Annotated in this window: 20 protein-coding genes; 5 read left to right on the top strand and 15 right to left on the bottom strand. The window is 64.9% G+C overall.

Going from position 1 to position 24,801, the window contains the following annotated elements; translation table 11 throughout:
• Positions 1–14: 14 nt before the first annotated feature.
• The 7 genes from PSTAB_RS15610 to puuE form a co-directional block, all read right to left on the bottom strand.
• The gene (locus PSTAB_RS15610) at positions 15–824 is read right to left on the bottom strand and encodes an outer membrane protein OmpK (protein WP_011914190.1); all 810 of its coding nucleotides are present in this window, start codon (positions 822–824) and stop codon (positions 15–17) included.
• Positions 825–1,315: 491 nt separating this feature from the next.
• On the bottom strand, positions 1,316–4,060 hold the full coding sequence (locus PSTAB_RS15605; RefSeq protein WP_013983695.1) for a cation-transporting P-type ATPase: 2,745 nt from the start codon (positions 4,058–4,060) through the stop codon (positions 1,316–1,318).
• Between the two features lie 1,020 nt (positions 4,061–5,080).
• Positions 5,081–6,346 (bottom strand): urate hydroxylase PuuD, encoded by a 1,266-nt coding sequence (locus tag PSTAB_RS15600; protein WP_013983693.1) that lies wholly within the window; start codon positions 6,344–6,346, stop codon positions 5,081–5,083.
• Positions 6,347–6,429: 83 nt separating this feature from the next.
• Positions 6,430–6,942 (bottom strand): ureidoglycolate lyase, encoded by a 513-nt coding sequence (locus PSTAB_RS15595; protein WP_011914187.1) that lies wholly within the window; start codon positions 6,940–6,942, stop codon positions 6,430–6,432.
• Positions 6,943–7,041: 99 nt separating this feature from the next.
• A complete protein-coding gene (gene alc, locus PSTAB_RS15590; RefSeq protein WP_013983691.1) occupies positions 7,042–8,037 on the bottom strand; it encodes an allantoicase in 996 nt (331 codons plus the stop codon).
• A gap of 75 nt (positions 8,038–8,112) precedes the next feature.
• Entirely contained in the window at positions 8,113–8,628 is a 516-nt protein-coding gene (uraD, locus tag PSTAB_RS15585; protein WP_011914185.1) for a 2-oxo-4-hydroxy-4-carboxy-5-ureidoimidazoline decarboxylase, read from the bottom strand.
• Positions 8,628–9,557 (bottom strand): allantoinase PuuE, encoded by a 930-nt coding sequence (gene puuE, locus PSTAB_RS15580; RefSeq protein WP_013983690.1) that lies wholly within the window; start codon positions 9,555–9,557, stop codon positions 8,628–8,630. The genes uraD and puuE overlap by 1 nt, the downstream gene beginning before the upstream one ends.
• A gap of 281 nt (positions 9,558–9,838) precedes the next feature.
• On the opposite strand from puuE, the gene uraH reads away from it, so the two are divergent.
• Positions 9,839–10,192, top strand: coding sequence for a hydroxyisourate hydrolase (gene uraH, locus PSTAB_RS15575; protein ID WP_041771811.1), 354 nt, complete (start codon positions 9,839–9,841; stop codon positions 10,190–10,192).
• A 229-nt stretch (positions 10,193–10,421) separates the two neighbouring features.
• Here uraH and PSTAB_RS15570 read toward each other — a convergent pair whose 3' ends face one another.
• Both PSTAB_RS15570 and PSTAB_RS15565 read right to left on the bottom strand, forming a co-directional pair.
• Entirely contained in the window at positions 10,422–11,048 is a 627-nt protein-coding gene (locus tag PSTAB_RS15570; RefSeq protein WP_013983688.1) for a LysE family translocator, read from the bottom strand.
• 63 nt (positions 11,049–11,111) lie between these two features.
• Complete coding sequence (locus PSTAB_RS15565; RefSeq protein ID WP_026006664.1) at positions 11,112–12,458, bottom strand: NCS2 family permease; 1,347 nt, start codon at positions 12,456–12,458, stop codon at positions 11,112–11,114.
• Positions 12,459–12,809: 351 nt separating this feature from the next.
• Between PSTAB_RS15565 and PSTAB_RS15560 the strand changes: the two genes are divergently transcribed.
• The 4 genes from PSTAB_RS15560 (at position 12,810) to PSTAB_RS15545 (ending at position 16,222) form a co-directional block, all read left to right on the top strand.
• The gene (locus tag PSTAB_RS15560) at positions 12,810–13,565 is read left to right on the top strand and encodes a GntR family transcriptional regulator (RefSeq protein ID WP_011914179.1); all 756 of its coding nucleotides are present in this window, start codon (positions 12,810–12,812) and stop codon (positions 13,563–13,565) included.
• 238 nt (positions 13,566–13,803) lie between these two features.
• Positions 13,804–14,478, top strand: a complete 675-nt coding sequence (locus PSTAB_RS15555) for a metal ABC transporter ATP-binding protein (RefSeq protein ID WP_013983686.1) — start codon at positions 13,804–13,806, stop codon at positions 14,476–14,478.
• 41 nt (positions 14,479–14,519) lie between these two features.
• Positions 14,520–15,338, top strand: coding sequence for a metal ABC transporter permease (locus PSTAB_RS15550; RefSeq protein ID WP_043942349.1), 819 nt, complete (start codon positions 14,520–14,522; stop codon positions 15,336–15,338).
• 11 nt (positions 15,339–15,349) lie between these two features.
• Positions 15,350–16,222 carry a metal ABC transporter substrate-binding protein gene (locus PSTAB_RS15545; RefSeq protein WP_013983684.1) on the top strand — a complete coding sequence of 291 codons (873 nt, stop codon included), beginning with the start codon at positions 15,350–15,352 and terminating at the stop codon, positions 16,220–16,222.
• Here PSTAB_RS15545 and guaD read toward each other — a convergent pair.
• The 6 genes from guaD to PSTAB_RS15515 all read right to left on the bottom strand — a co-directional run bounded on the left by guaD (position 16,219) and on the right by PSTAB_RS15515 (position 24,780).
• Entirely contained in the window at positions 16,219–17,526 is a 1,308-nt protein-coding gene (gene guaD, locus PSTAB_RS15540) for a guanine deaminase (protein WP_013983683.1), read from the bottom strand. The genes PSTAB_RS15545 and guaD overlap by 4 nt on opposite strands.
• Before the next feature lie 88 nt (positions 17,527–17,614).
• Positions 17,615–18,475, bottom strand: coding sequence for a xanthine dehydrogenase accessory protein XdhC (gene xdhC / locus PSTAB_RS15535; protein ID WP_013983682.1), 861 nt, complete (start codon positions 18,473–18,475; stop codon positions 17,615–17,617).
• Between the two features lie 101 nt (positions 18,476–18,576).
• Complete coding sequence (gene xdhB, locus PSTAB_RS15530) at positions 18,577–20,973, bottom strand: xanthine dehydrogenase molybdopterin binding subunit (RefSeq protein WP_013983681.1); 2,397 nt, start codon at positions 20,971–20,973, stop codon at positions 18,577–18,579.
• Positions 20,966–22,414, bottom strand: coding sequence for a xanthine dehydrogenase small subunit (gene xdhA / locus PSTAB_RS15525; protein WP_013983680.1), 1,449 nt, complete (start codon positions 22,412–22,414; stop codon positions 20,966–20,968). Before xdhA ends, xdhB begins: the two co-directional genes overlap by 8 nt.
• Positions 22,415–22,575: 161 nt before the next feature.
• The gene (locus PSTAB_RS15520) at positions 22,576–23,550 is read right to left on the bottom strand and encodes a 2-oxoglutarate and iron-dependent oxygenase domain-containing protein (protein ID WP_013983679.1); all 975 of its coding nucleotides are present in this window, start codon (positions 23,548–23,550) and stop codon (positions 22,576–22,578) included.
• A gap of 138 nt (positions 23,551–23,688) precedes the next feature.
• Positions 23,689–24,780, bottom strand: a complete 1,092-nt coding sequence (locus PSTAB_RS15515) for a BMP family ABC transporter substrate-binding protein (protein WP_013983678.1) — start codon at positions 24,778–24,780, stop codon at positions 23,689–23,691.
• Positions 24,781–24,801 lie beyond the last annotated feature (21 nt).

The following is a 24,801-nucleotide window of genomic DNA, read 5'->3' as shown; positions in this document are numbered from 1 at the left end:
CCCGGCCGGCGCGATCAGAAGTGCGCCTTGACGATGGCGCTGAAGGTGTTCTGGTCGGTCTTGAACGGCAGCGAGCCGTCTTCCAGGCCGTACTTGTTCGACCAGTAGTCGTACTCGATACCGACATAGAGCTTGCCCGGCGCATAGTCCAGCGCCTTGCCCAGGTCGTACTTGATCTGCGGCACGATGTGCAGGTTCTTCGAGAGGAAGTCGCCGCGGGACTTCGAGCCGGCGTCGTTGACCACCCAGTCGATGAAGCCGTCGAAGAGGATGTCGGACTTGCCGACCGGGAAGGTCATGGCCCAGGTCGGGGTGACCTGCCACTGGCCGGACGCGCGTCCGGTGGAGCCGTCGGGCTTGCGATAGTAGAAGTTGAGGGCGAAGCGGTCGAAGCCGGGCAGCTCCAGGTCCACCGCCGGGCCGAGCAGGTAGTTCTGGTTCGGCACGCCGTCCGCCGAGCTTTCGCCGCGTTCGTAGGTGGCGCCGATCAGCACGTCCTTGACCGGGCCGAACGACAGGTCGCGGCCGCTGACCTTGCCCAGCGACAGGCGCGGGCTGAATTCGCCGTAGTAGGTGTGGCCGTCGCTGCCGCTGACGCCGTTGAACCAGATGTTGTCGACGAAAAAGAACATGTCGCCCCAGGCCCAGCCGCTGGCGTGCTCGAAGGTGACGGTCTGCTGGGTGTCGGGGTCGACCTTGTAGTCCTGGCCGTAGAGGTAGGTGAGGCTGTTGTTCTGCCAGTGCAGCAGGTCGCCGGCCATGGCCGGGGCGGCGAGCAGGCCGCCGGCGAGGGCGAGGCAGAGCGGGGCAGTCTTGGAATGCATGGTGTGGTTTTCCTGTGGTGTCTTTCATGAAGCCGAGCGGCGACCGGCGCGTATTCTCCGCGAAGGGCCTGGCGGCGGGAAGTGCGAGCGCGGCGACTCAGCCGGCAGTGGTGACGACGTCCGGAGGCGAGGCGGCGCTGGGGCGAACGGGAGGGCGGAAGCGGGATGGTCGTCCGGCTGGAAGAGCGGGGTGCGGGCGCGAAGGAGCGATGCCGCTGCTGGTGGCGGTTGCGGTCATGGTTAAGCCTGCCATCTTGTTGTTGTTCGGTCATGGGCTTGCGAGGCTTCACGGCGCCTCGTCTTCGCTGAGCGACGAAAACGGACGAACACTCAGGATGCTCTGACTATAGCAATCTGTAGACAGGGCGATAAACAATTAACTTTAATATTGTGCACAATTTGCTTGTGCCAATTGCTCACCGGTCGCGGCGCCATCAGCGGCCGCGAATCCAGGCGGGAGGCTTCTGCCTGGATTCGGTTACGCCGCGGGCTCAGGACACCGCGGTCGGCGCGATCCGTGCGGCCAACGGGGAACGGCGGATCACCAGCTTCTCCAGCTCCGCCACGCAGAACACCAGCAGGCCGGCGCAGACCACCTGGGCCCATTGCAGCGGTGAAAGGTCGGTCGAACCGAAGATCGACTGCATGATCGGCGCGTGGGTGAACGCTAGCTGCAAGGGGATGCAGGCCGCAATGGCCAGCAGCACGTAGGGGTTGCCCGTCAGGCCCTGGCGGTTGGCGACCGAGGCGAGGATCGAGCGGCTGTTGAGCAGGTAGAACATTTCCGCCATCACCACGGCATTGACCGCCATGGTGCGCGCTGCTTCGACGTTGCCGCTGCTGTTCAATTCCCAGAGGAACAGGCCGAGGGCGCCGGTCATCATCAGTGCCGACACCATCAGCACGCGCCAGACGAAGAACCCCGACAGCAGGGCCTCGCCCGGCGGGCGCGGCCGGCGACCCATGATGCCGCGCTCGGCCGGCTCGAAGGCCAGCGCCAGCCCCAGGGTGCTGGAGGTGACCATGTTGATCCACAGCACCTGCGCCGGCGTCAGCGGCAGGGTCAGCTCGAAGAGGATCGCCGCGATCACCACCAGCGCCTCGCCGCCGTTGGTGGGCAGCATGAACAGGATGAATTTCTTCAGGTTGTCGTAGACCGCACGCCCTTCGCGCACGGCGGAGGCGATGGTGGCGAAGTTGTCGTCCGCCAGCACCATGTCCGACGCTTCCTTGGCCGCCTCGGTGCCTTTCATGCCCATGGCCACGCCGACATCGGCGCGCTTGAGCGCCGGTGCATCGTTGACCCCGTCGCCGGTCATGGCCACGACCTGGCCGTCGTCCTGCAGTGCCTGCACCAGGCGCAGCTTGTGCTCCGGGCTGGCGCGGGCGAACACGTCGACGTCCATGGCGACCTGGCGCAGGGCGGCGTCGTCCATCAGCGCCACCTCGGCGCCGGTCACCGCCGGCTTGCCGGCGCCGATGGCGAGCTGGGCGCCGATGGCCCGCGCGGTCTCGGCATGGTCGCCGGTGATCATCTTCACGCGGATGCCGGCGCGGTGGCATTCGTCCACCGCGACGATGGCCTCCTCGCGCGGCGGGTCGATGATGCCGACCAGCGCCAGCAGGGTGTAGCCGGCTTCGACATCGGTGAAGGTCAGCTGGCCGTTCGCCGGCGCGGCGCGCTTGCAGGCCAGCGCCAGCAGGCGCAGCCCCTTGGCCGCGGTATCGATCGCCATGCGCCGCCAGTAGTCGCGATCGAGAGGCTGGTCGCCGGCGTGCCCGGCCTGGCTGTCGCACATTTCCAGGATACGTTCGGGCGCGCCCTTGACGAAGATCCACGGCGCGCCGTCGCTGTCATGGTGATAGGAGGCCATGAAGCGGTGCTGCGACTCGAAGGGAATCGAGTCCAGGCGCGGCCAGGCGCCGTCGGCGACATGCTGGCTGAAGCCGACCTTGCCGCCCAGGACCAGCAGCGCGCCCTCGGTGGGATCGCCCATGACGCGCCACTGATGGGCCTGTTGCTGGAGGTGGGCGTCGTTGCAGAGCACGCCGGTGCGGATCGCCAGCGCCAGTGCGGGGTAATGCTCGGGGTCGACGATCCGCTCGTCGAGTTTGCAATCACCCACCGGTTCGTAGCCCACCCCGGAGACGTCGAATACGTGATCGGCGCAGACCACCCGTTGCACGGTCATCTCGTTGCGGGTGAGGGTGCCGGTCTTGTCGGAGCAGATCACCGTCACCGAGCCCAGGGTTTCCACCGCCGGCAGGCGTCGGATGATCGCGTTGCGCTGGGCCATGCGCTGCACGCCCAGGGCCAGGGTGACGGTCATGATCGCCGGCAGGCCCTCGGGAATCGCCGAGGCGGCCAGGGCCACCACCATCATGAACATGTCGGCGGCCGGATGACCGCGCCAGAGCGTGCCGAGGGCGAAGGTGGCGGCGGAGGCGGCCAGCACGGCGAAGGCCAGCCAGCGGCCGAAATGATCCACCTGGCGCAGCAGCGGGGTGGTCAGGTTCCGGATGCCGGTGAGCATCTGGTTGATCTTGCCCAGTTCGGTCGCCGCGCCAGTGGCGACGACGATGCCCGTGGCCTGGCCGAACACCACCAGCGTGCCGGAATAGGCCATGCCGTAGCGATCGCCCAGCGGCGCATCGGCCGCCACCGCTTCGATGCTTTTCTCCACCGGCAGGGATTCGCCGGTGAGCGCGGCTTCCTCGACACGCAGTTCCTTCGCCTTCACCAGGCGCAGGTCGGCCGGCACCCGGTCGCCGGAAACCAGCAAGACCCGATCGCCAGGAACCAGGTCGGCGGCGTCTATCTGGCGGCGGTCGCCGCCGCGCACCACGGTGGCGTGTGGCGAGAGCATGGCGCGGATGGCATCCAGCGCGGCTTCGGCCTTGCCTTCCTGGATGAAGCCGATGATGGCGTTGATCACCACGGCGGCGAGCAGCACGCCGGTATCGACCCAGTGCCCGAGGATGGCGGTGATCACCGCTGCGCCGAGCATCACGTAGAGCAGGATATTGTGGAACTGCATCAGCAGCCGCGTCAGCACACCGCGGCGCTTGGGCGGGGCGAGGCGGTTGGGACCGTACTGGGCGATGCGCCGCGCCGCTTCGTCGTCCGCCAGCCCGCCCGGGCTGCTTTGCAACTGCGTTTCGACTTCGGCGGCCGGCAGGGTGTGCCAGTCCGGGCGCGAATGTTCGCTGGGGTGGGTGGTCGAGCGATCGTTCATGACCGGCGCCTCTTGGAGGTCCATGGGGTGCGGTGTGTTCGTGGCAGGCCGATTCGCCTGGCGCCTTCGAGCTTACCCAACCACCCGTCGGCCGGCATGATTTAACGCAAGAGTTGTGTTTCCGAACACTGCAGGGGGACGATTGGCTTGCAGCGGATCCGTGGACGTGCGTCCTGCGATGGTACAGGCCTGCCAGGGGGACTGGCGTTTCATTGCGCTTTCCTGGAGAGGCAAAGATTGATACCGGACTGGCAAGGTTGGGTGTTTTTAATGAAAGTTTCGCTTTCATTGGCCTTTGCCGAGCCGTCTGATAGCTTGGTTTCGCCCTGCTGGGCGAGTCACTTTTTCCAGTCGCGGAAAAAGTAACCAAAAACGCTTGCCCCTGCATCCGGCCCCGGCTGCGCCGGGGTTCGTTGCTCGCTTCGTTCGCCCTTCGGGCCAGCCTGTGGCTGTTACTCCGCTACGCTCCATCGTCGCTCCGAGGGTCGTCGTACAAGGGCCATCCATGGCCCTTTACGAGGGGGCGCCAAGTTCTCTCGCCGCATCCCTGCGGCTCGCCCGTCTGTGCAACGATTCCACTCACCCTCCTGATGGGGCGTTTGGCGTCGCCTGGCAGTTCGTGCCAGAAAGGCCAAGGCAGAACAGCCCACAAGCTTTTCGATCTTCCAGGCGACTCGGACTCCTATTCCCATCGTGACGGCCCCCGGAGCGGCACCGGAAGGAGGGAACCCCGGCGCAGCCGGGGCCGGATGTCGGGTGGCCTTCTTTTTGGTTCCTTTTTCTTGGCCAAACAAGAAAAAGGGACTCGCCCAGCAGGGCGAAACCAGAAGTATCAGCACACTCGATAATCGATTTAACGACGAAAATCCAGACCAAACCGAACAGCAGCACCATCACCCAACCTTGCCAGTCCAGTGTCAGGCAACCCATGTCCCCATGAAATGCGAAGAACCGAACTCGAGGTCTGAAAAAGCCGAAGCCCGCATCGAGCGGGCTTCGGCTTTTCTCCGGGGCGGGCCGTTATTCGGTATGGGCGCCCTGGGCGATCCACTGGCCGATCAACTGGCGCTCTTCCGGGGTCATCTGGGTGATGTTGCCCAGCGGCATGATCTGGCTGGCGACGGTCTGTGCATGGATCTTGGCCGCCTGCTGGCGCATCTGCTGCGGGGTGTCGAACATCACGCCGGCGGGGGCGGCGCTGAACAGCGGGCTGGTCGGCTGTGCCGAATGGCAGACGGTGCAGCGCTCGTGGATCACGTTGCTGACTTCCGCGAACGCGACGCCATCGCTGGCGGCCGCCGCCGGTTGTTCGGCGGCCTGCTGCGGCTGCTGCTGCGCGGCCTGGCTGGCCTGTTCCGGCGTGGTGGCAGTCAGGTTCGGCGTGCTGCTCGGGCGGTTCGGCGAAGTGACGAAGGCCAGGCAGATCATCCCCACCGCGGCGGCCGGCAGCGCCCAGGCGAAGCGGTTGCTGTCGTGGCGGGTGTTGAAATAGTGGCGAGCCAGTACCGACAGCGCACCCAGGGCGGCGAGGATCAGCCAGTTGTACTGGCTGCCGTAGGTGCTCGGGAAGTGGTTGCTGATCATGATGAACAGCACCGGCAGGGTGAAGTAGTTGTTGTGCCGCGAGCGCAGCAGGCCCTTGGCCGGCAGCACCGGATCGGGGGTGCGATTCTGCTCGATGGCCGCCACCAGCGCGCGCTGGGCCGGCATGATGATGCGGAACACGTTGCCGACCATGATGGTGCCGATCAGCGCTCCGGTGTGGATGTAGGCCGCGCGGCCGCTGAAGATCTGCGAGTAGCCCCAGCAGGCGGCGATCACCAGCACGAACAGCACCAGGCCCAGCAGCGCGGGCGTCTTGCCCAGCGGCGAGTCGCAGAGCAGGTCGTAGACGAACCAGCCGACGATCAGCGAGCCGAAACCGATGAGCACCGCCGCCGCTGGCGACAGGTCGCTACCGGGGGCGATCAGGTACAGGCCCGGGTTGAGGTAGTAGATCACCATCAGCAGGGCCACGCCCGACAGCCAGGTGGTATAGGCCTCCCACTTGAACCAGTGCAGGTTCTCCGGCATCTGCGGGGGCGCGAGCTTGTATTTCTCCAGGTGATAGATGCCACCGCCATGGATGGCCCACAGGTCCCCCGACAGCCCTTCGCGGGGGTTGCTGCGGTTGAGGTTGTTTTCCAGCCAGACGAAATAGAAGGAGGCACCGATCCAGGCGATGCCGACGATCATGTGTATCCAGCGAATTCCCAGGTTCAGCCATTCGGTCAGATGTGCGTCCACGTTGATTACCTCTTGCACGGCGGCTGTAGCCGCCGTCCTTTCTTCTTATGGGTATCGGTCCGAGTCACCGCGCGCGGTTGGGCTCAGCGCGAAACCTGTTGGGGGTCGAGGAGGAGTTGCTGATCCTCCGTGAAGAAGTACTCGTCGCAGTTGTTGCCAGAACCGCTGCGATCGACCACCAGGAATTCATCCCGCTTTTCGATCGTCAGCACCGGGTGGTGCCAGACGCCGCGGTGGTAATTGACGCCCTGCCTGCCGTTGCTGCGGAAGGCGCGGACGTGGCCCGGTACAGGTGCATCGCCAAGTGGCGCGACCACGACCAGAAAGGGATGGCCGAGCAGCGGGATGAAGGCCTGGCTGCCCAGCGGATGACGTTCCAGCATGCGGATGACCAGCGGCATCTCGAGCGCCTCGGCGGCGAAGATGCTGATGATCGCCTGGTCCTCGGGCGCGGCGGTCTCGACCGTGGCCAGCTTGTGATAGCGGCGGGTCGAGCCGTTGTTGATCATGAAGTAGTCGCTGCCTTCGGTCTCGATGACGTCGCCGAAGGGGGCGAAGGCTTCCTTGGTCAGTGGCTCGATGGTCAGGGTGCGCATGGTTTGCTCGTTCAGTTAGTGGATGCTTTTCATTGTTCGCTGGAGCCCGCGCCCTCACCCGAAGGGAGAGGGTTCGGGTGAGGGGCTGAGTCCCGCTCCTTACTTCACCACCTTGCCAAACAGCCGTAGCCGGCTGACGCCGCCGTCCGGAAAGATGTTCAGGCGTACGTGGGTCACCGGGCCGAGCTTGGCGATCTGCTCACTGAACTCGTGCTCGACGTGCATGGAGAGCTTCTGGCTGGGCAGCAGTTCGCGCCAGAACAGGCTCTGCGTTTCGATCTGGCTGTCGGTGCCGCCCTTCACGTAGGCCGCCTGGATCGAGCAGCTGTCGGGGTAGTTGCCCTTGAAGTGCAGGGTATCGACGACGACGCGCTCGATCTCGCCCGGGTGGCCGAGGGCGACGATCACCCAGTCATTGCCAGGGGTGCGGCGGCGGGCGGTCTCCCAGCCGTCACCCATGTTCTCGCCGCGGTTCGGGTTGAGGATGTTGCTCATGCGCCCGAAGTGCTCATCCGAGCAGGCCAGTGCGCGGCCGCCATTGAGGGCGGCCGCCAGGTCGACCTGCTCGTTGTCGCCGACGCTGCTCCAGTCGCGGTACGGGATGCCGTGTACGCGCAGGCGGGCGACGCCGCCGTCCGGGTAGATGTTGAAGCGCAGGTGACTGACCGGCTTGTCGAAGGCGATCTCATGGTAGTGGTGGCTGTTGCCCTTGAGCTCCACGGCCGGAAGGATTTCGGTCCAGACGGTCGCGTCGCTCGGGTCGCCATCGGCGACGAAGCAGGCTTCCAGCGAGGCAGACGGCGGGTAGTTACCGGTGAAGAAGCTGGTGTCGATATCCACACCCTTGATCCAGCCCGGTACGCCGAGGCGGATCACCGCGTGGTCGTAACCTTCGAAACGCTTGCGGCGCGACTCCCAGCCGTCCATCCACTTGCCGTTGTCATCGAATACGCCTTCCTTCCATACGGCCGGCGTGGGCTGGAACAGCCGGTTGACGTCGGCGAACCAGTCGTCGGTGACGGAAATGGCGCGGGTGCCCAGACGTGCGTCGGCCAGGTTGACGTATTTCTCGAAGGGTACGGCGTAAGCTTTCATCGCGATCTGCCTTGAAATGGAGTGGAGCGTTCTGCCCTTGCAGCCTGTAGTGCGGTGTTGCCGGTCCCTTTCCGGCTACATGGCCTGCAGGCGGAACAGGGCGATCTTGTTGATTTCCGCCAGTGCCCGGGCGAATTCCTGTTCCGGGCTGTTGTGGATGCGCTCCTCGAATGCGGCGAGGATCTGGTGCCGGTTGCTGCCCTTGACCGCCATGATGAAGGGGAAGCCGAATTTCGCCTTGTAGGCGTCGTTGAGTTCGGTGAAACGGGCGAACTCTTCCGGTGTGCACTCATGGATGCCGGCGCCTGCCTGTTCGGAGGTGCTGGCGGCAGTCAGCTCGCCGCGCACGGCCGCCTTGCCGGCCAGATCCGGGTGCGCATTGACCAGCGCGAGCTGGGTGTCGTGGTCGGCGGCGAGCATCGCCTGGGACAGGCGGGTGTGCATCACCTCGACGTAGTCCAGCGTCTCGTCGACGCCAGCGCCATAGACCGTCTCGGCGACCCAGGGCGAATGCTCGTAGACATCGGCGAAGGCGGCGACGAAGGCATCGCGGTCGAGGGTCGAGGGCTTGATCGTCTTGAACGGGGTCATCAATTGCGCTCCGCGGTCATGGGGTGAGTGGCGTGCCAGTGGCGGGCGATATCGACGCGGCGGGCAAACCAGACCTTGTCATGCCCCTTGGCGTATTCGACGAAGCGCTGCAGCGCGGCCAGACGAGCGGGGCGACCCAGCAGGCGGCAGTGCATGCCGATGGACAGCATTTTCGGCGCACCTTCGCAGCCTTCCGCGTAGAGCACGTCGAAGGCGTCCTTCAGGTACTGGTAGAAGTCGTCACCCTTGTTGAAGCCCTGCACCTGGGTGAAGCGCATGTCGTTGGTGTCCAGCGTATAGGGGATCACCAGGTGCGGCTTGACCGGCGTGGACTCCGGGTCCCAGTAGGGCAGGTCGTCATCGTAGGTGTCCGAGTCGTAGAGGAAGCCGCCTTCCTCGCGCACCAGGCGCCGAGTGTTGGGACTGGTGCGGCCGGTGTACCAGCCCAGCGGGCGCTCGCCGGTGAGCTCCGTGAGGATGCGGATGGCCTCGAGCATGTGTTCACGCTCCTGGGCCTCATCCATGTACTGGTAGTCGATCCAGCGATAACCGTGGCTGCAGATTTCGTGGCCGTCGGCGACCATGGCCTTGATGACCTCCGGATGGCGCTGCGCGGCCATGGCCACGGCGAAGATCGTCAGCGGAATGTCGTGGCGCTTGAACAGCTTGAGCAGGCGCCAGACGCCAGCGCGGCTGCCGTATTCATAGAGCGACTCCATGCTCATGTTGCGTACGCCCTGCAGGGGTTGCGCCGCGACCATCTCGGAGAGAAAGGCTTCGGATTCCTTGTCGCCATGCAGCACGCTGCGCTCGCCGCCTTCCTCGTAGTTCAGCACGAAGGACAGGGCGATACGGGCGTCGCCCGGCCATTGCGGATGGGGCGGGTTGCTGGCGTAACCGATCAAGTCGCGTGGGTAGTCGGCGCTCACTGGGCTGCTTCCTGTGTGGCGGGTCGTGATGTAACGACCGGATGGCCAGATTGTATACAAGTCGATGCGTAGCTTGTAAATAGCTTTTTCGTAGCGCCTGCCTTGAAGCGCTGCGGTCGGCGGTTTTCGAGCAGGCCGCCACGACAGACGGTATCTGCAGAGAACGGGCCAACTGCGGGTCTCTGAAACTGTGTACAAAAATATCTACAAATTGTCTTGAGTCTGTTGTGCGTGGTGGCTATGCTCCGGGTCAGTTTCCATTCAACAGAGCGGAGGTGCCCGTGGGCCGTTTGACCACACACGTACTCGATGCCGCCCACGGTTGCCCGGGCAGCGGAATCAAGGTGGAGCTGTATCGCGTCGAAGATCAGGGCCTGACGCTGGTCGCCACGCGTAAGACCAACGCCGATGGCCGCTGCGACAGCCCGTTGCTGGACGGTGCGGACTACCGGTCCGGGGTCTATCAGCTGCATTTCCACGCTGGCGACTACTACCGTGGTCGCGGTGTGACGCTGGGGGCGCCGGCGTTCCTCGACGAGGTGGTGCTGCGCTTCGGCATCGACGCCGGGCAGGATCACTATCACGTGCCGCTGCTGATTTCGCCGTACAGCTACTCGACCTACCGGGGTAGCTGAGGCGGTGCTTGTTCAGTGCTGACTCTTCTGGAGTCCCTTTTGCCCGCCGTAATGGCGGGCTTTTTATTGGTGAGAGTCGAAGCGCGTGACAAGAGCCGTCTGCGGTGTGGACCGCGAAGGGGTCGGTACGGATGCGCCGCGCGTTTCTCGGGTCGGACTGCAGGTTGCACCGCGGCAGGCGTGTCGCCCTCCATCAGGTCGCGAGCCGGCGCTGCCAACGCCAGCCGAGTCACCGACTCATCAAGGACGCCGCTCCCGCGCTTCCAAACAGTGCCGCGCTGGTCCGGTTGAACCACGCATGCCCTTTCCCGGTGCGCAGATAGCGCGCCGCGCCCCGCGCGCCCAGCCCATAGGCCAGCTTGCAGCAGAGATCCAGTATGGCCCAGGTCAGGGTCATCACCAGCAGCTGCGGCAGCAACGGTTGCCCCGCGTTGAGAAACTGCGGCAGGAAGGCGGCGAAGAAGAGCATGTCCTTCGGGTTGCTGCCTCCCAGAATGAACGCTCGGCCGAACAGCCGGCTGAAACGCGGGGCGAGGGCAGGGCTTTCGATCTCGCGGGCAGCCGGTGCCTGACGTGCCGCCTGCCAGCTCTGCCAGGCGAGGTAGAACAGGTACAGCGCACCGATCAGCTTGAGCGCGCTGAACAGGCGCTCCGAGGCCGCCAACAGCGCACCAAGCCCCAGTGCCGAGGCGCTGAGCAGGGCGATGGAAGCGGTCACGCCGCCGAGAAAGGCTGGCCAGGAGCGGCGCACTCCGTAGTTCAGGCTGTTGCTGATCATCAACAGCGACAGCGGTCCGGGGATGAGGATCACCACCAGCGCCGCACTCGCATACAACAACCAGGTTTCCAGACTCATCACAGCCTCCTGAGAAATGAAAAAGCCCCGCCGCATGCGACGGGGCGGTGAGGCGCGCCTCGTTCAGAGAAACGCGAACTTGGCGATGAAGATCACGCACAGCACGTAGAGGCTGATGGAGACCTTGTCGCGCTGGCCAGTCAACAGCTTAAGCGTTGCGTAGGTCAAGAAACCCAGGGCGATGCCGTTGGCGATGGAGAAGGTCAGCGGCATCATCACCACGGTCACGATGGCCGGGATGGTGTCGGTGTGGTCCTTCCAGTCGATGTTGGCCAGCCCGCTCATCATCAGCATCGCCACGTAGATCAGCGCGCCGGCGGTGGCGTAGGCGGGAATCATGCCGGCCAGCGGGGCGAAGAACATGGCGATCAGGAACAGCACGCCGACGGTCACGGCGGTCAGCCCGGTGCGGCCGCCGGCTGCGACGCCCGAGGCGCTTTCCACGTAGCTGGTCACCGGCGGACAGCCGACGAAGGCGCCGACCACGCTGGAACTGCTGTCGGCCTTCAGCGCGCGGGACAGGTTCTCGATCTTGCCGTCCTCGTTCACCAGGTTGGCACGATGGGCGACGCCCATCAGGGTGCCGGCGGTGTCGAACATGTTCACGAAGAGGAAGGCCAGGATCACGCTGACCATCGCCACGTTGAGCGCGCCGGCGATGTCCATCGCCAGCCAGGTCGGCGCCAGGCTCGGCGGCATCGACACCAGGCCGTTGTACTCCACCAGCCCCAAGGCCCAGCCGATACCGGTGACCGCCAGCATGCTCAGCAGGATCGCGCCGAACACGTTGCGGTGGCTGAGCACTGCGATCATCAGGAAGCACACCGCGGCGAGGAGGGCGGTGGGTTCGCCGAACGAGCCCATGGTCAGCAGGGTGGCCGGGCTGTCGACCACGATGCCGGCGGTCTTCAGGCCGATCAGCCCGAGGAACAGGCCGACCCCCGCGCCCATGGCGAAGCGCAGGCTCATGGGGATGCTGTTGAGCAACCATTCGCGGATGCGCGACAGGCTCATGATCATGAACAGCACGCCGGAGATGAACACGGCGCCCAGGGCGATCTGCCAGCTGTAGCCCATCTCGCCGACGACTGTGTAGGTGAAGAAGGCGTTCAGGCCCATGCCTGGTGCCAGGCCCACCGGCCAGTTCGCGTACAGGCCCATCAACAGGCAGCCGAGCGCCGCACCGATGCAGGTCGCAACGAAGGCGGCGCCGTGGTCGATGCCGGCGTCGGCCATGATGTTCGGGTTGACGAAGATGATGTAGGCCATGGTGACGAAGGTCGTCAGGCCGGCGAGCAGTTCGGTACGGATGCTGGTGCGGTGTTCGCTTAGCTTGAACAGCCGGTCCAGCCAGCCGGGGGCGGTGCGTTGCAAGGGTGCTGCCTGGGGCTTGCGCTTGATGCTTTCCACTGGGCTTTCCTCATCGTTCTTGTTGTCGATCACCCGGAGCACGACACTCCCGAGGGGCGGGTGATGGTGTGCCCTTCGTTCTGTTAGTTGACCGAAAGGTCAGGAAGGGCTGTCTGGATTATGCTTTTGTATACAAGAATTGCAAACACTAAATCGCCCTCGCTTGTCACGGGAGCTGGCTCGCGTGGCGCACATCGCGGATATGGCGGTGATTGGAGGACAGAACGGTAGGAAATTGATTGTGCACAAGCCCAACGATGTTTTTGCTCGTTTTGTTCGTCCGACGACTGCCAGTGAAGCCGCGAACGCAGTAAAGTTCGGCCTTGCCGACACTTCACTTGCGAGCCATCGATGAACGAACAGTTGCAGCCCCTGAAGAAGCCGAACAAGACCGGCAAGACTCGCACCGGGACGCAGGACGATATCGTTTATGCGCACATCTTCGATGCCATCCTCGAACAACGCCTGGCCCCAGGCACCAAGCTCAGCGAGGAGGCCCTGGGCGAGATCTTCGGTGTCAGCCGCACCATCATCCGCCGCGCATTGTCGAGGCTGGCCCATGAAGGCGTGGTGTTGCTGCGGCCCAATCGCGGCGCGGTGGTGGCGAGCCCGAGCGTCGAGGAGGCACGGCAGATCTTCTTCGCCCGTCGGTTGGTGGAAAAGGCCATTACCGAACTGGCCGTGCAGCACGCCAGTGACGCGCAACTGGCCGAGCTGCGGCAGATGGTCATCGACGAGCGCGACTGCTTCGCCCGCGGCGATCGAGGCGCTGGCATCCGTCTGTCAGGCGAGTTCCACCTCAAGCTGGCGGAGGCGGCGAAGAACGCGCCACTGGTGAGCTTCCAGCGCAGCCTGGTGTCGCAGACTTCGCTGATCATCGCGCAGTACGAAGGGGCCAGTCGCTCGCATTGCTCCTACGACGAACACAATGAGCTGATCGATGCCATAGCCGCGCGCGACGCCGACAAGGCCGTGCACCTGATGATGCATCACATGGATCACATCGACAGCAAGCTCAACCTCGAGGAAGACAGTGCCTCGAACGACCTGCACGCGGTGTTCTCGCATCTGACCTTGATGAAGAAAAAGGCGCGTACGCCCCGCTGACCTCATTCGCGCTGCCGTTGCAGGCGGCAGCGCGCGTATTCCGCTGGCCTCGCCATCTTTCCTGGGTCGGTGCGGCATCGCAGCGGTAGCGTCAGCCTTCAGCCGCCGCCGGCTGATCTATCTCATGCCTATTGAACCGCTCTGCTACCGCGCTGTGCCTGCTGGTAAATGTTATGTTATAACTTTTATTGATTTGGTTGCTGACACCGCTTTTCGAGCGGTGCGGAGATGGAGTTTCTTGATCGTGATCGAATGTCGAGAGTTGCAGTGGGGCGCCGGCGGGCGGGCCCTCACGCCGCCGTTGAACCTCAAGCTAGCGGCCGGCAGCCTGACCGCGGTGATCGGCAGCAATGGTTCGGGCAAGAGCAGCCTGCTCAGGGTATTGGCCGGTTTGGATCGCCCCCTGGCCGGTCACATTCGAATGAGCGTGGCGCGTCCAGGCGGTGTGGCCTATCTGCCGCAGCAGCAACAGATCGACCGGCAGTTTCCGATACGTCTGCTGGAGCTGGTCAGGGGCGGTTTCTGGGGCAGCCGGCTCGGCCGTAGCGAACGCCAGGCTCGGCTACGTCAGGTACTGGCCGATTGGGGCTTGCTCGATCTGCAGACCCAGGGCCTGCACGCGCTGTCTGGTGGGGAACTGCAGCGGGCGCTGCTGGCCCGGATGAGCCTGACCGATGCGCAGGTACTGCTGCTCGATGAACCCGAGGCGGCACTCGACGAGACCGGTCTCGATCTGCTCTGGCAGCACCTCCGACGCTGGCAGCAACAAGGCAGAACGCTGGTGCTGGTCAGCCACAACCTCGACCGCCTTCGGGAGAAGCGCTGCAACGCACTGCGTATCGCGCGCAGCGGCTGCGTCGCAGCGCCGATCGATCAGCTACTCGATCGTGATCCGCTCGGGCGAGTGGCGTGACGGCCGATCTGCTCTGGAGCCCGTTTGCCGAGTTCGCCTTCATGCGCCGCGCGCTGCTCGGCGGCGTGGCGCTGGCCTGCAGCGCGGCGCCGCTGGGTGTCTTCCTGATCCTGCGGCGGATGAGTCTGATCGGCGATGCCATCGCCCACGGCATCCTGCCGGGTGCGGCGCTGGCATTCTGGCTGTTCGGTCTCAGCCTGCCTGCACTGACGCTCGGTGGGCTGACCGCCGGGCTCGGCATGGCCGGCGCAGCGGCCTGGGTCAGCCGCCGTACCGGCTTGCGTGAAGACGCCAGCCTCGCCGCGCTTTATCCCATTTCGCTGGCCAGCGGCGTGCTGCTGCTCGGCCTGGCGGGACGCAAGCTCGACCTCTTGCACCTGCTGTTTGGCTCCGCGCTGGCCGTGGACGCCGACACCCTCAGCGGCATGCTCGCCACGGCGGCGTTCAGCCTGCTGGTGCTGGCACTGATCTACCGCGCCCTGGCGCTGGACAGCCTGGACCCGTTGTTCCTGCGCAGCGTCAGCCGAATCGGGCCACTCGCCCATGCGGGCTTTCTGACACTGGTGGTGCTCAACCTGGTGATCGGCTTCCAGGCCATCGGTGCGCTGATGGTGGTGGGGCTGATGATGCTGCCGGCTGCGGCCGCGCGTTTCTGGAGCCGACGCCTGCCCGTCCTGTTGCCGCTGGCTGCGCTGCTGGGCGCCCTGTGCGTATGGCTGGGGCTGCTGCTGTCGTTCTACGCCAGCCTGCCCAGCGGGCCGTGCATCGTCCTGCTCGCGGGGGCGTTCTACCTGATTTCAGTCGTTGCGGGCCCGGTATATGGCCTGCTGCGTTCGCGTGCTTCAATCCAGACCGTCTGAGGTATCAACCCATGCGTTACCTGTTTCTGTTGTTGGCCCTCTGGCTGCCCCTTTCCCTGCAGGCGGCCGAAAAGATCAGCGTCGTGACCAGCTTCAGCATCCTTGCCGACATGACACGGGAGGTCGGTGGCGAGCATATCGAACTGACCAATCTGGTCGGTCCCGACGCCGACGCGCACCTTTATGAACCCAGCCCGGATGATGCCCAGGCCTTGCTCCGCGCCGACCTGATCATCGCCAACGGGCTGGGCTTCGAACCCTGGCTGGAGCGCCTGCTGGCCAGCAGCGAGCCTGCGGGAAAGCGGATCGATGCCAGTGCGGGCGTCGTGCCTCTGATGCTGGAAGAGGAGGGCGAGGCAGTGCCTGACCCTCATGCGTGGCAGAGCCTGACCAATGCCGAAATCTACGTGCGCAATATCGCCAAGGCGCTCGTGGCGCTCGATCCGGCGCATCGCAACGACTATGAGCGGCGTCGTGACGCCTACCTGAGCCGGCTTCACGCGCTGCTGAAGAAGGCCGATACCCGTATCGGCGGCCTGCCGGCCAGCCAGCGCAAGGTGGTGACCAGCCATGACGCTTTCGGCTATCTGGGGCAGGCCTGGCAGCTCCGGTTCATCGCGCCGCAGGGGCTGTCGACCCATGACGAACCCTCGGCCGCCGACGTGGCCGCGTTGATCCGCCAGCTCCGCCAGGAAGGGGTGAGGGCCGTGTTCGTGGAGAACATCCGTGATCCGCGGCTCATCGAGCAGATCGCCGAAGAGGCGGGCGCCACGGTAGGCGGCACCCTGTACTCCGATGCGCTGGCCAGCGCAGGGCCGGCCAGCACCTACCTCGGCATGTTCGAGCACAACCTCGATACGCTGATGCAGGCGTTGCAGCGCTAGCCAGTCTTGCGATGCACCGAGACGCCGGCGGCGAAGGTCTCCTTCACTGCGCGGTCGTCGCCGAGGATCATCAGGGCGAAGAGCTTTTCCTGCAGGGTCGTCGCCTGGCTCAGGCGATAGTCGATCAGCGGCGTCGCCTTGTAGTCGAGCACCACGAAGTCGGCCTCCTTGCCCGGCTGCAGGTTGCCGATCCGGTCGTCCAGATAGAGCGCTCGTGCGCCGCCGAGGGTGGCGAGATAGAGTGCCTTGAACGCGTCAAGCTTCTGGCCCTGCAGTTGCAACACCTTGTACGCCTCGTTGAGGCTGGCGAGCTGCGAGAAGCTGGTGCCGCCGCCGACATCGGTGCCCAGGCCGACGCGCACACCGAAGCCTTCCACCTTGGCCAGGTCGAACAGGCCGCTGCCGAGGAACAGGTTGGAGGTGGGACAGAACGACACCGCCGAGCCGGTCTCACCGAGGCGTTTGCACTCGTCGTCGCACAGGTGGATGCCGTGGGCGAACACCGAGCGCGGGCCGATCAGGCCGTGGTGGTCGTAGACGTCCAGATAGCCTTTGCGCTCGGGGAACAGCTCCTTGACCCACTCGACCTCCTGCTTGTTCTCGGAGATGTGGGTGTGCATGTACAGGTCGGGGAATTCGGCGAAGAGCTTGCCGGCCAGGGTGAGCTGCTCCGGCGTGCTGGTCGGGGCGAAACGCGGGGTGACGGCGTAGTGCAGACGGCCCTTGCCGTGCCAGCGCTCGATCAGCTCGCGGCTGTCGGCGTAGCCGGACTCGGCGGTGTCGGTGAGGAACTCCGGGGCGTTGCGGTCCATCAGCACTTTGCCGGCGATCATCCGCAGATTGCGCTTCTCGCAGGCCTCGAAGAAGGCGTCCACCGACTGCTTGTGCACCGTGCCGAACACCAGCGCGGTGGTGGTGCCGTTGCGCAGCAGCTCGCCGAGAAACAGCTCGGCCTGCTCGCGGGCGTGGGCCATGTCGCTGAAGCGGCCCTCGTTGGGGAAGGTGTAGGTTTCCAGCCAATCCAGCAGCTGCGCGCCGTAGGAGCCGATGACGCCGACCTGCGGGTAGTGGATATGGGTATCGACGAAACCCGGAGTGATCAGCGCGTCCGGGTATTCGACAACCTCGGTGCCGGCCGCCAGGGTCGGCAGCAGTTCGGCGGCGTGGCCGATGCGCGCGACCTTGCCGTCCTCGACAACCAGCAGGCCGTCCTGGAAGTATTCATGGGCTTGCTCGATGCCCACTTCACGCGGGTCGGCGAGGCAGTGGAGCAGGGCGGCACGGTAGGCTTTGGTGCTTGGCATGGTGACTCTCGAAAATCGTTGTATGAGGGTGTTGCGTTGACATGGGCAGGCCGCCGCCGAAGGGCGTGCCTGCAACAATGTCGGGTGGTCAGTTGGTCTGGGCGCGGCGCGAAGCGGGGACCAGCATCGGTACCGGCTTTTCACCGTCCTCGGCGTTCTCCCCACCCTTTTCACCGAAATGCGCGTTGTAGGTGGCGATCACCTCGCCGGCGATGGACACGGCGATTTCCACCGGCAGCTTGCCCTTCACCTCGGCGATGCCCATCGGGCAGCGCATGCGCTGCACGGTCTCCGGCTGGAAGCCGCGGTCCCGCAGACGGTGTTCGAACCTGGCGCGTTTGCTCTTGGAGCCGATCAGCCCGTAGTAGGTGAAATCGTTGCGCGAAAGGATCGCGGCGGTCAGTTCCAGGTCGAGCTGATGATTGTGGGTCATGACGATGAAGTAGCTGCCGGCGGGCATGTTATCCACTTCCTCGACCACATCGTCGGAGACCACCTTTTCCACGCCGCGCGGAATCTCGGCGGGGAATTCGTTATCGCGCGAATCGATCCAGCGCACCTTGCACGGCAGGCTGGCCAGCAGCGGCACCAGCGCGCGCCCGACATGCCCGGCACCGAACACGGCGATATGCGCCTGCGGCTGGCCCATGGGCTCGAACAGCAGCACCGTAGCGCCACCGCAGCACTGGCCGAGGCTGGCGCCGAGGGAGAAGCGCTCCAGGCGGGTGTCACGGCTGCGCTTTTCCAGCATTTCGCGGGCGATCTGCTGGGCCTTGTACTCCAGGTGGCCGCCGCCGATGGTGTCGTACAGGCGCTCACGGCTGACCACCATCTTCGAGCCGGCATTGCGCGGCGTGGAGCCGCGCTCCTCGATGATGGTCACCAGCACGCAGGGTTCGCCTTGTTGTTGCAGGTCGGCGAGTGCTTCGATCCAGGCCGTGTTGCTCATGGTTCTGTCCTTCGTATCGCCCGGTGGCGCGTGCAAGGCGTCGCCATCGGGACGTTCGTGTTGCGCTAAGGGTGGACAAGCAAAGCGTTGTCCACCCTGCGTCAGGCCGTGGTGGTCTCCGTTGTCGCAGACTTGCTCGCCGCCTGCTTCAACCTGCGCATCTGTTCCACGCCCCAGAGCACGCGCTCGGGGGTCGCCGGAGCATCGATCTGCGGCTGCGCCCGGTAGTCGGCCAGGCTCGCCACCGCATCCTTGATCGCGCACCAGACCGAAATGCCGAGCATGAACGGCGGCTCGCCCACGGCCTTGGAGTGGAACACGGTGTCTTCGGGGTTCTTGCGGTTCTCCACCAGCTTGACCCGCAGATCCAGCGGCATATCCGCCACCGCCGGGATCTTGTAGCTGGCCGGGCCGTTGGTCATCAGCTTGCCCTTGTCGTTCCAGACCAGCTCTTCCATGGTCAGCCAGCCCAGACCCTGGACGAATCCGCCCTCGACCTGGCCGATGTCGATGGCCGGGTTCAGCGAGGCGCCGACGTCATGCAGGATGTCGCTGCGCAGCATCTTGTATTCGCCGGTGAGGGTATCGACGATCACTTCCGAGCAGGCCGCGCCGTAGGCGAAGTAGTAGAACGGCCGCCCGCGCGCCTGACTGCGGTCGTAGTAAATCTTCGGCGTGCGGTAGAAGCCGGTGGACGACAGCGAGACCTGGCCGAAATAGGCCTGCTGGATCAGCTCCTCGAAGCTGATGTAGTGGTCGCGCAGGCGCACCTGGCCGTTCTTGAACTCGACGTCTTCCTCGAAGATCTGCCACTTGCGTGCGGCGAACTCCACCAGCCGCTGCTTGATGGTCTGCGCCGCATTCTGCGCCGCCTTGCCGTTGAGGTCGGCACCGCTGGAGGCCGCCGTCGGCGAGGTGTTGGGCACCTTGTCGGTGTTTGTGGCGGTGATCTGGATGCGCTCGATATCCACCTGGAACACCTCGGCCACCACCTGCGCGACCTTGGTGTTCAGGCCCTGACCCATCTCGGTGCCACCGTGGTTCAGGTGGATGCTGCCGTCGGTGTAGACGTGCACCAGCGCGCCGGCCTGGTTGAGGAAGCTGGCGGTGAAGCTGATGCCGAACTTCACCGGCGTCAGCGCCAGGCCCTTCTTCAGGATCGGGCTTGCGGCATTGAACGCGCGGATATCTTCGCGTCGCTTTGCATAGTCGCTGCTGGCTTCCAGCTCGGCGGTCATCTCCTCGAGCATGTTGTGCTCGACGGTCTGGTAGTAGTGGGTGACGTTGCGCTCGGTCTTGCCGTAGTAGTTGCGCTTGCGCACCTCGAGCGGGTCCTTGCCCAGCTCGCGGGCCACCGCGTCCATGATTTCCTCGATGGCGACCATGCCCTGCGGGCCGCCGAAGCCGCGGTAGGCGGTGTTCGAGGCGAGGTTGGTCTTGCAGCGATGGCCATTGATGGTGGCGTCGCCCAGGTAGTAGGCGTTGTCGGAGTGGAACATGGCGCGATCGACGATCGAGCCGGAAAGGTCCGGCGAGTAGCCGCAGTTACCGGCGAGATCGATCTCGATGCCGTGCAGCAGACCGTCATCGTCGAAGCCGACGTCGTACTCGACGTAGAAGGGGTGGCGTTTGCCGGTCATGGTCATGTCTTCCATGCGCGGCAGGCGCATCTTGGTCGGCCGACCGGTGAGGTGCGCGATCACCGCGCACAGGCACGCAGGTCCCGCGGCCTGGGTTTCCTTGCCGCCGAAGCCGCCGCCCATGCGGCGCATGTCGATGACGATCTTGTTCATCGGTACGCCGAGCACTTCGGCCACCAGCTTCTGCACCTCGGTGGGGTTCTGTGTCGAGGTGTAGACGATCATGCCGCCGTCTTCGGTAGGCATGACCGAGGACACCTGTGTCTCCAGGTAGAAGTGCTCCTGCCCGCCGATGTGCAGCGAACCCTGCAGCCGACGCGGCGCGCTGGCCAGGGCGGTGGCCGAGTCGCCGCGCTTGTGGGTGTGGCTGTCGAGCACGAAGTGCTTCTTGTGCAGCGCCTCGACCACGTCGAGCACCGGCTCCAGATCCTCGTATTCGATGATCGCGGCCATCGCCGCCTTGCGTGCGGTTTCCAGGCTGTCGGCAGCCACGGCGATCACCGGCTGGCCGATGAACTCGACCTTGCCGTCGGCCAGCAGCGGGTCGCCGGGCATCACGGCACCGATGTCCAGCTGGCCCGGTACGTCCTTCGCCGTGATGGCGATGGCCACACCCGGAATCTGGTAGCAGGGGCTGGTATCGATGCGGACGATGCGGGCGTGGGCGCGCTCGCTCATGCGGGCATAGACGTGCAGCTGATTGGGAAACTCCAGCCGGTCGTCGACGTACACCGCCTCGCCCGAGACATGCTTGGGCGCGCTGTCGTGCTTGACGCTGCGACCGACGCCGGTGACCAGGTCCTGGGTGAACAGCGCCGCGATTTCTTCCTGAGTGCGGGTGGTTACGTGGTTAGACATAAGCGGTCACCCTCGTCTCGGTCTTCGGTGCATGTTTTTCGAGGAAGCACTTGCGCAGCAGGTTCTGTGCGACCAGCAGGCGATACTCGCGGCTGGCGCGGAAGTCGGTCAGCGGCGTGAAGTCTTCGGCCAGTGCATCGCAGGCCGCCTCCACGGTCTGCTGGTTCCAGGGCGCGCCGTTCAGGGTCGCCTCGCAGGCCGCGGCGCGCTTGGGAATCGCCGCCATGCCGCCAAAGGCGACCCGGGCATCGGCGACCACGCCATCGGTGATCTGCAGGTCGAACGCGGCGCAGACAGCGGAGATGTCGTCGTCCAGTCGCTTGGAAACCTTGTAGGCGCGGAACAGGCGATCCGGTGTGGCGCGCGGCACTCGTACCTTCTCGATGAATTCCCCGGGCTGGCGCGCGGTGACCTTGTAGTCGATGAAGTAATCCTCGAGCGGCAGGGTGCGGCTGCTGGCGCCCTTGCGCAGGACTACGTCGGCACCCAGGGCGATCAGCAGCGGCGGCGAGTCGCCGATCGGCGAGGCGTTGCCGATGTTGCCACCGAGCGTGCCCTGGTTGCGGATCTGCAGCGAGGCGAAGCGCTGCAGCAGCTCGCCGAAATCCGGATACTCGGTGGCCAGCGCGGCGTAACAGTCGGTCAGCGGGGCGGCTGCACCAATCTCGATATGGCAGTCCGCGATCTGGACCTGCTTCATCTCGGTGATCTGACCGACATGGATCATCACCGGCAGCTCGCGATGAAACTGGGTGACCTCCAGTGCCAGATCGGTGCCACCGGCAAGCAGCCGTGCGTCGGGATTGGCGGCGTAGACCTCGGCCAGTTCGGCGACGGTCAGCGGCGACAGGCAACGCTTTTCGCCGTCGCTGAGCTCGGCCATTTCACGCGGGGCGATGGCCTTGAGCTGGGCGATGGTCTCGGCTTCGCGGGCATCGAACTGGTCCGGCTGCTTGGCACAGCAGGCCTGTTCGGCGGCTTCGAGGATCGGCCGGTAGCCGGTGCAGCGGCAGAGGTTGCCGGCCAGGGCTTCGTGGGCCTGGTGCGGATCGTATTCATTGACCGCGCCGGCGTTCTTCTGCAGGGCGAACAGGCTCATGACGAATCCCGGGGTACAGAAACCGCACTGCGAGCCGTGGCAGTCGACCATCGCCTGCTGGACGCTGTGCAGCCGGCCCTGGTCCTTGAGGTCTTCGACGCTGATCAACTGCTTGCCGTGCAGCGCGGAGACGAACGTCAGGCACGAGTTGAGGGTGCGATAGCGCAGGCGCTCGCCCACCAGTTCGCCGACCACCACGGTACAGGCGCCACAGTCACCGGAGGCGCAGCCCTCCTTGGTTCCGGTCTTGCCACGATACTCGCGCAGATACTGCAGCACCGTGGTGTTGGGATCGAGTGCGCGCTCGCTGCGCAGTTCTCGATTGAGAAGAAACTGGATCAAGGCGAAGCCTCCGCTGTTGTTGTTCTGACACGCAAACTATCGCTATCTGACTTTTCGGTCAACTAATTCCTGACTCAAAAGTCAATGCGGCAGACGCGCGCAGATCGGGCGAGGCATATCGATGCGCTCGCCCCTGTTTGCATACTGCAATTAAAGCCCGTTCAGACGGGTTCGGCCTCGCCCTGCCGTCGGTAGGCGTAGGTCTCGGCGAAGCGCGAGAGCATGTACCGGCTGCAGGTGGTGCTCGGGTATTTCGGCGGGTTGGTTTCGTCGTAGCAACCGGGCAGGCAGGCGATCTCGGTGTCCGGATGCGGCTCGGCGAAGAACGGCATGGAGTAGCGGTCCACGCCCAGCGGGCTGATCACGCGATGGGGCGTCGACTTGTAACGGTCGTTGCTCCAGCGCGCCATCATGTCGCCGATGTTGACCACGTAGGTGCCCTCGATGGGCGGTGCGTCGATCCACTCGCCCTTGACGTTCTGCACCTGCAGGCCGCCGGCCTGGTCCTGATAGAGCAGGGTGACGCAGCCGTAATCGGTGTGCGCGCCGGCGCCTTGCTGATCGGCGCTGGTGGCGGTCTGCCGGGGCGGGTAGTGGATCATGCGGAATACGCTGATGGGCTCGACGAAGCGCTTGTCGAAGAAGTCCCGCTCGATGCCAAGGGCGAGTGCGATGGCACGCAGAAGCGTGCAGGCAAGGTCCTGCATGTCGCGGTAGTGCCCTTCCATCAGCTCGGTCCAGCCTTCGATCTGCAGCGGATGACGGTTGGGCCCGCGCAGTGGTTTGCCGGCCAGTACCTCGGGATGATCGGCAGGCATATGGAAACCCATGTCGAAGGTTTCCTTGAGGTCGCACGGCTGGCTCGGGTCGAGCTGCTCGGTGGCGACGGCACCGTAGCCGCGGTGATGGCGGCTCTTGGTGATATCGATCTTCAGCTTTTCGTCGGCGGGCAGGGCAAAGAAACGCTTGGCATGGTCGGTGCAGGTGGCGATGCGCTCGGCGCTGATCGGATGACCCTTGATATAGAAGAAGCCCCACTCGCGGCAGGCGCGGTCGATGGCCTCGGCGACGGCCAGATGGCCGGCCTCGTCGGCGTTATAGAGCGGCGAAATATCGATGACGGGCAGTGAGTTCATGGCTGACTCCGGGTACGGCGCCGCCGGTCTTCTCGTACCGGCGGCCTTCGAGGGCAATGCCCCTGCGTGCGGTTCGCCCGGAGGCGGGACGGCACGCGAGATTCCGCAGTGCGCCGGTCGGGCCGGCGCAGGTGACGCTTACTTCGGCATTTCAGCCTTGACGCCTTCGACGTAGTAATTCATCGAGGCGAGGTCCTTGATGCTGGCGGTCTCGCCCTCGGCGATGCGCACTTCGCCAGCCTGGTCCTTGATCGGGCCGGTGAACGGGTGGAATTCACCGCTCTTGATGCTGGCGATGATCGCTTCCGCTTCGGTCTTCACATCGGCCGGCACCAGATCGCTGATCGGCAGGCTGATGCTGTCCTGTGCCAGCCCGCCCCAGAAGTCCTCGGACTTCCAGTTGCCGGCCATCACCGCTTCGGCGGACTTGGTGTAGTGCGGGCCCCAGTCGTTGACGATGGAAGTCAGCACGGCCTTCGGCCCGAAGTGCTGCATGTCCGAGGCGTAACCGACGGAATAGACGCCACGGCGCTCGGCGGCCTGGATCGGTGCCGGGCTGTCGGTGTGCTGGAAGATCACGTCCACGCCCTGGTCGATCAGCGCGTTGGCGGCGTCGGCTTCCTTGCCCGGATCGAACCAGGTGTTGACCCATACCACCTTGATCTCGGTGCCGGGGTTGTACTTGTCCAGCGCCAGCTGGATGGCGTTGATGTCGCGGATCACTTCCGGAATCGGGAAGGACGCGATGTAGCCGACCTTTTTGGTCTTGGTCATCTTCGCCGCGAGGAAGCCGCCGACGTAGCGGCCTTCATAGGAACGGGTCAGGTAGGTACCGACGTTCTTCGCCTGCTTGTAACCGGTGGCGTGCTCGAAGGTGACCTTGGGGAACTGCTTGGCGACCTTCAGCGTGGGGTTCATGTAGCCGAAGGAGGTGGTGAAGATCAGGTCATAGTCGCTCTTGGCCATGTTGCGGATAACCCGCTCGGCATCGGCGCCTTCCGGCACGTTCTCGACGAAGCTGGTCTTCACCTTGTCGCCCAGCTTCTCTTCCATGTACTTGCGACCCTGCTCATGCTGGTAGGTCCAGCCGTGGTCGCCGATCGGGCCGATATAGACGAAGCCGACCTTCAGCGGATCGGCGGCCGAAGCGGCGGCCGTGGTGAGAGCGGCGCTGAAGCCGATCGCTGCGGCAAGGGCGCGCAGCAGGGTTTTCCGTGAGTTGTTCTGCATGGCGGGTGACGCTCCTGTTTG

Origin of the sequence: Stutzerimonas stutzeri (genome assembly GCF_000219605.1) — a bacterium.
Lineage (GTDB): Bacteria > Pseudomonadota > Gammaproteobacteria > Pseudomonadales > Pseudomonadaceae > Stutzerimonas > Stutzerimonas stutzeri.
The sequence above is the reverse complement of the archived record's forward strand: the minus strand, read 5'-3'. Positions and strand labels throughout refer to the sequence as shown.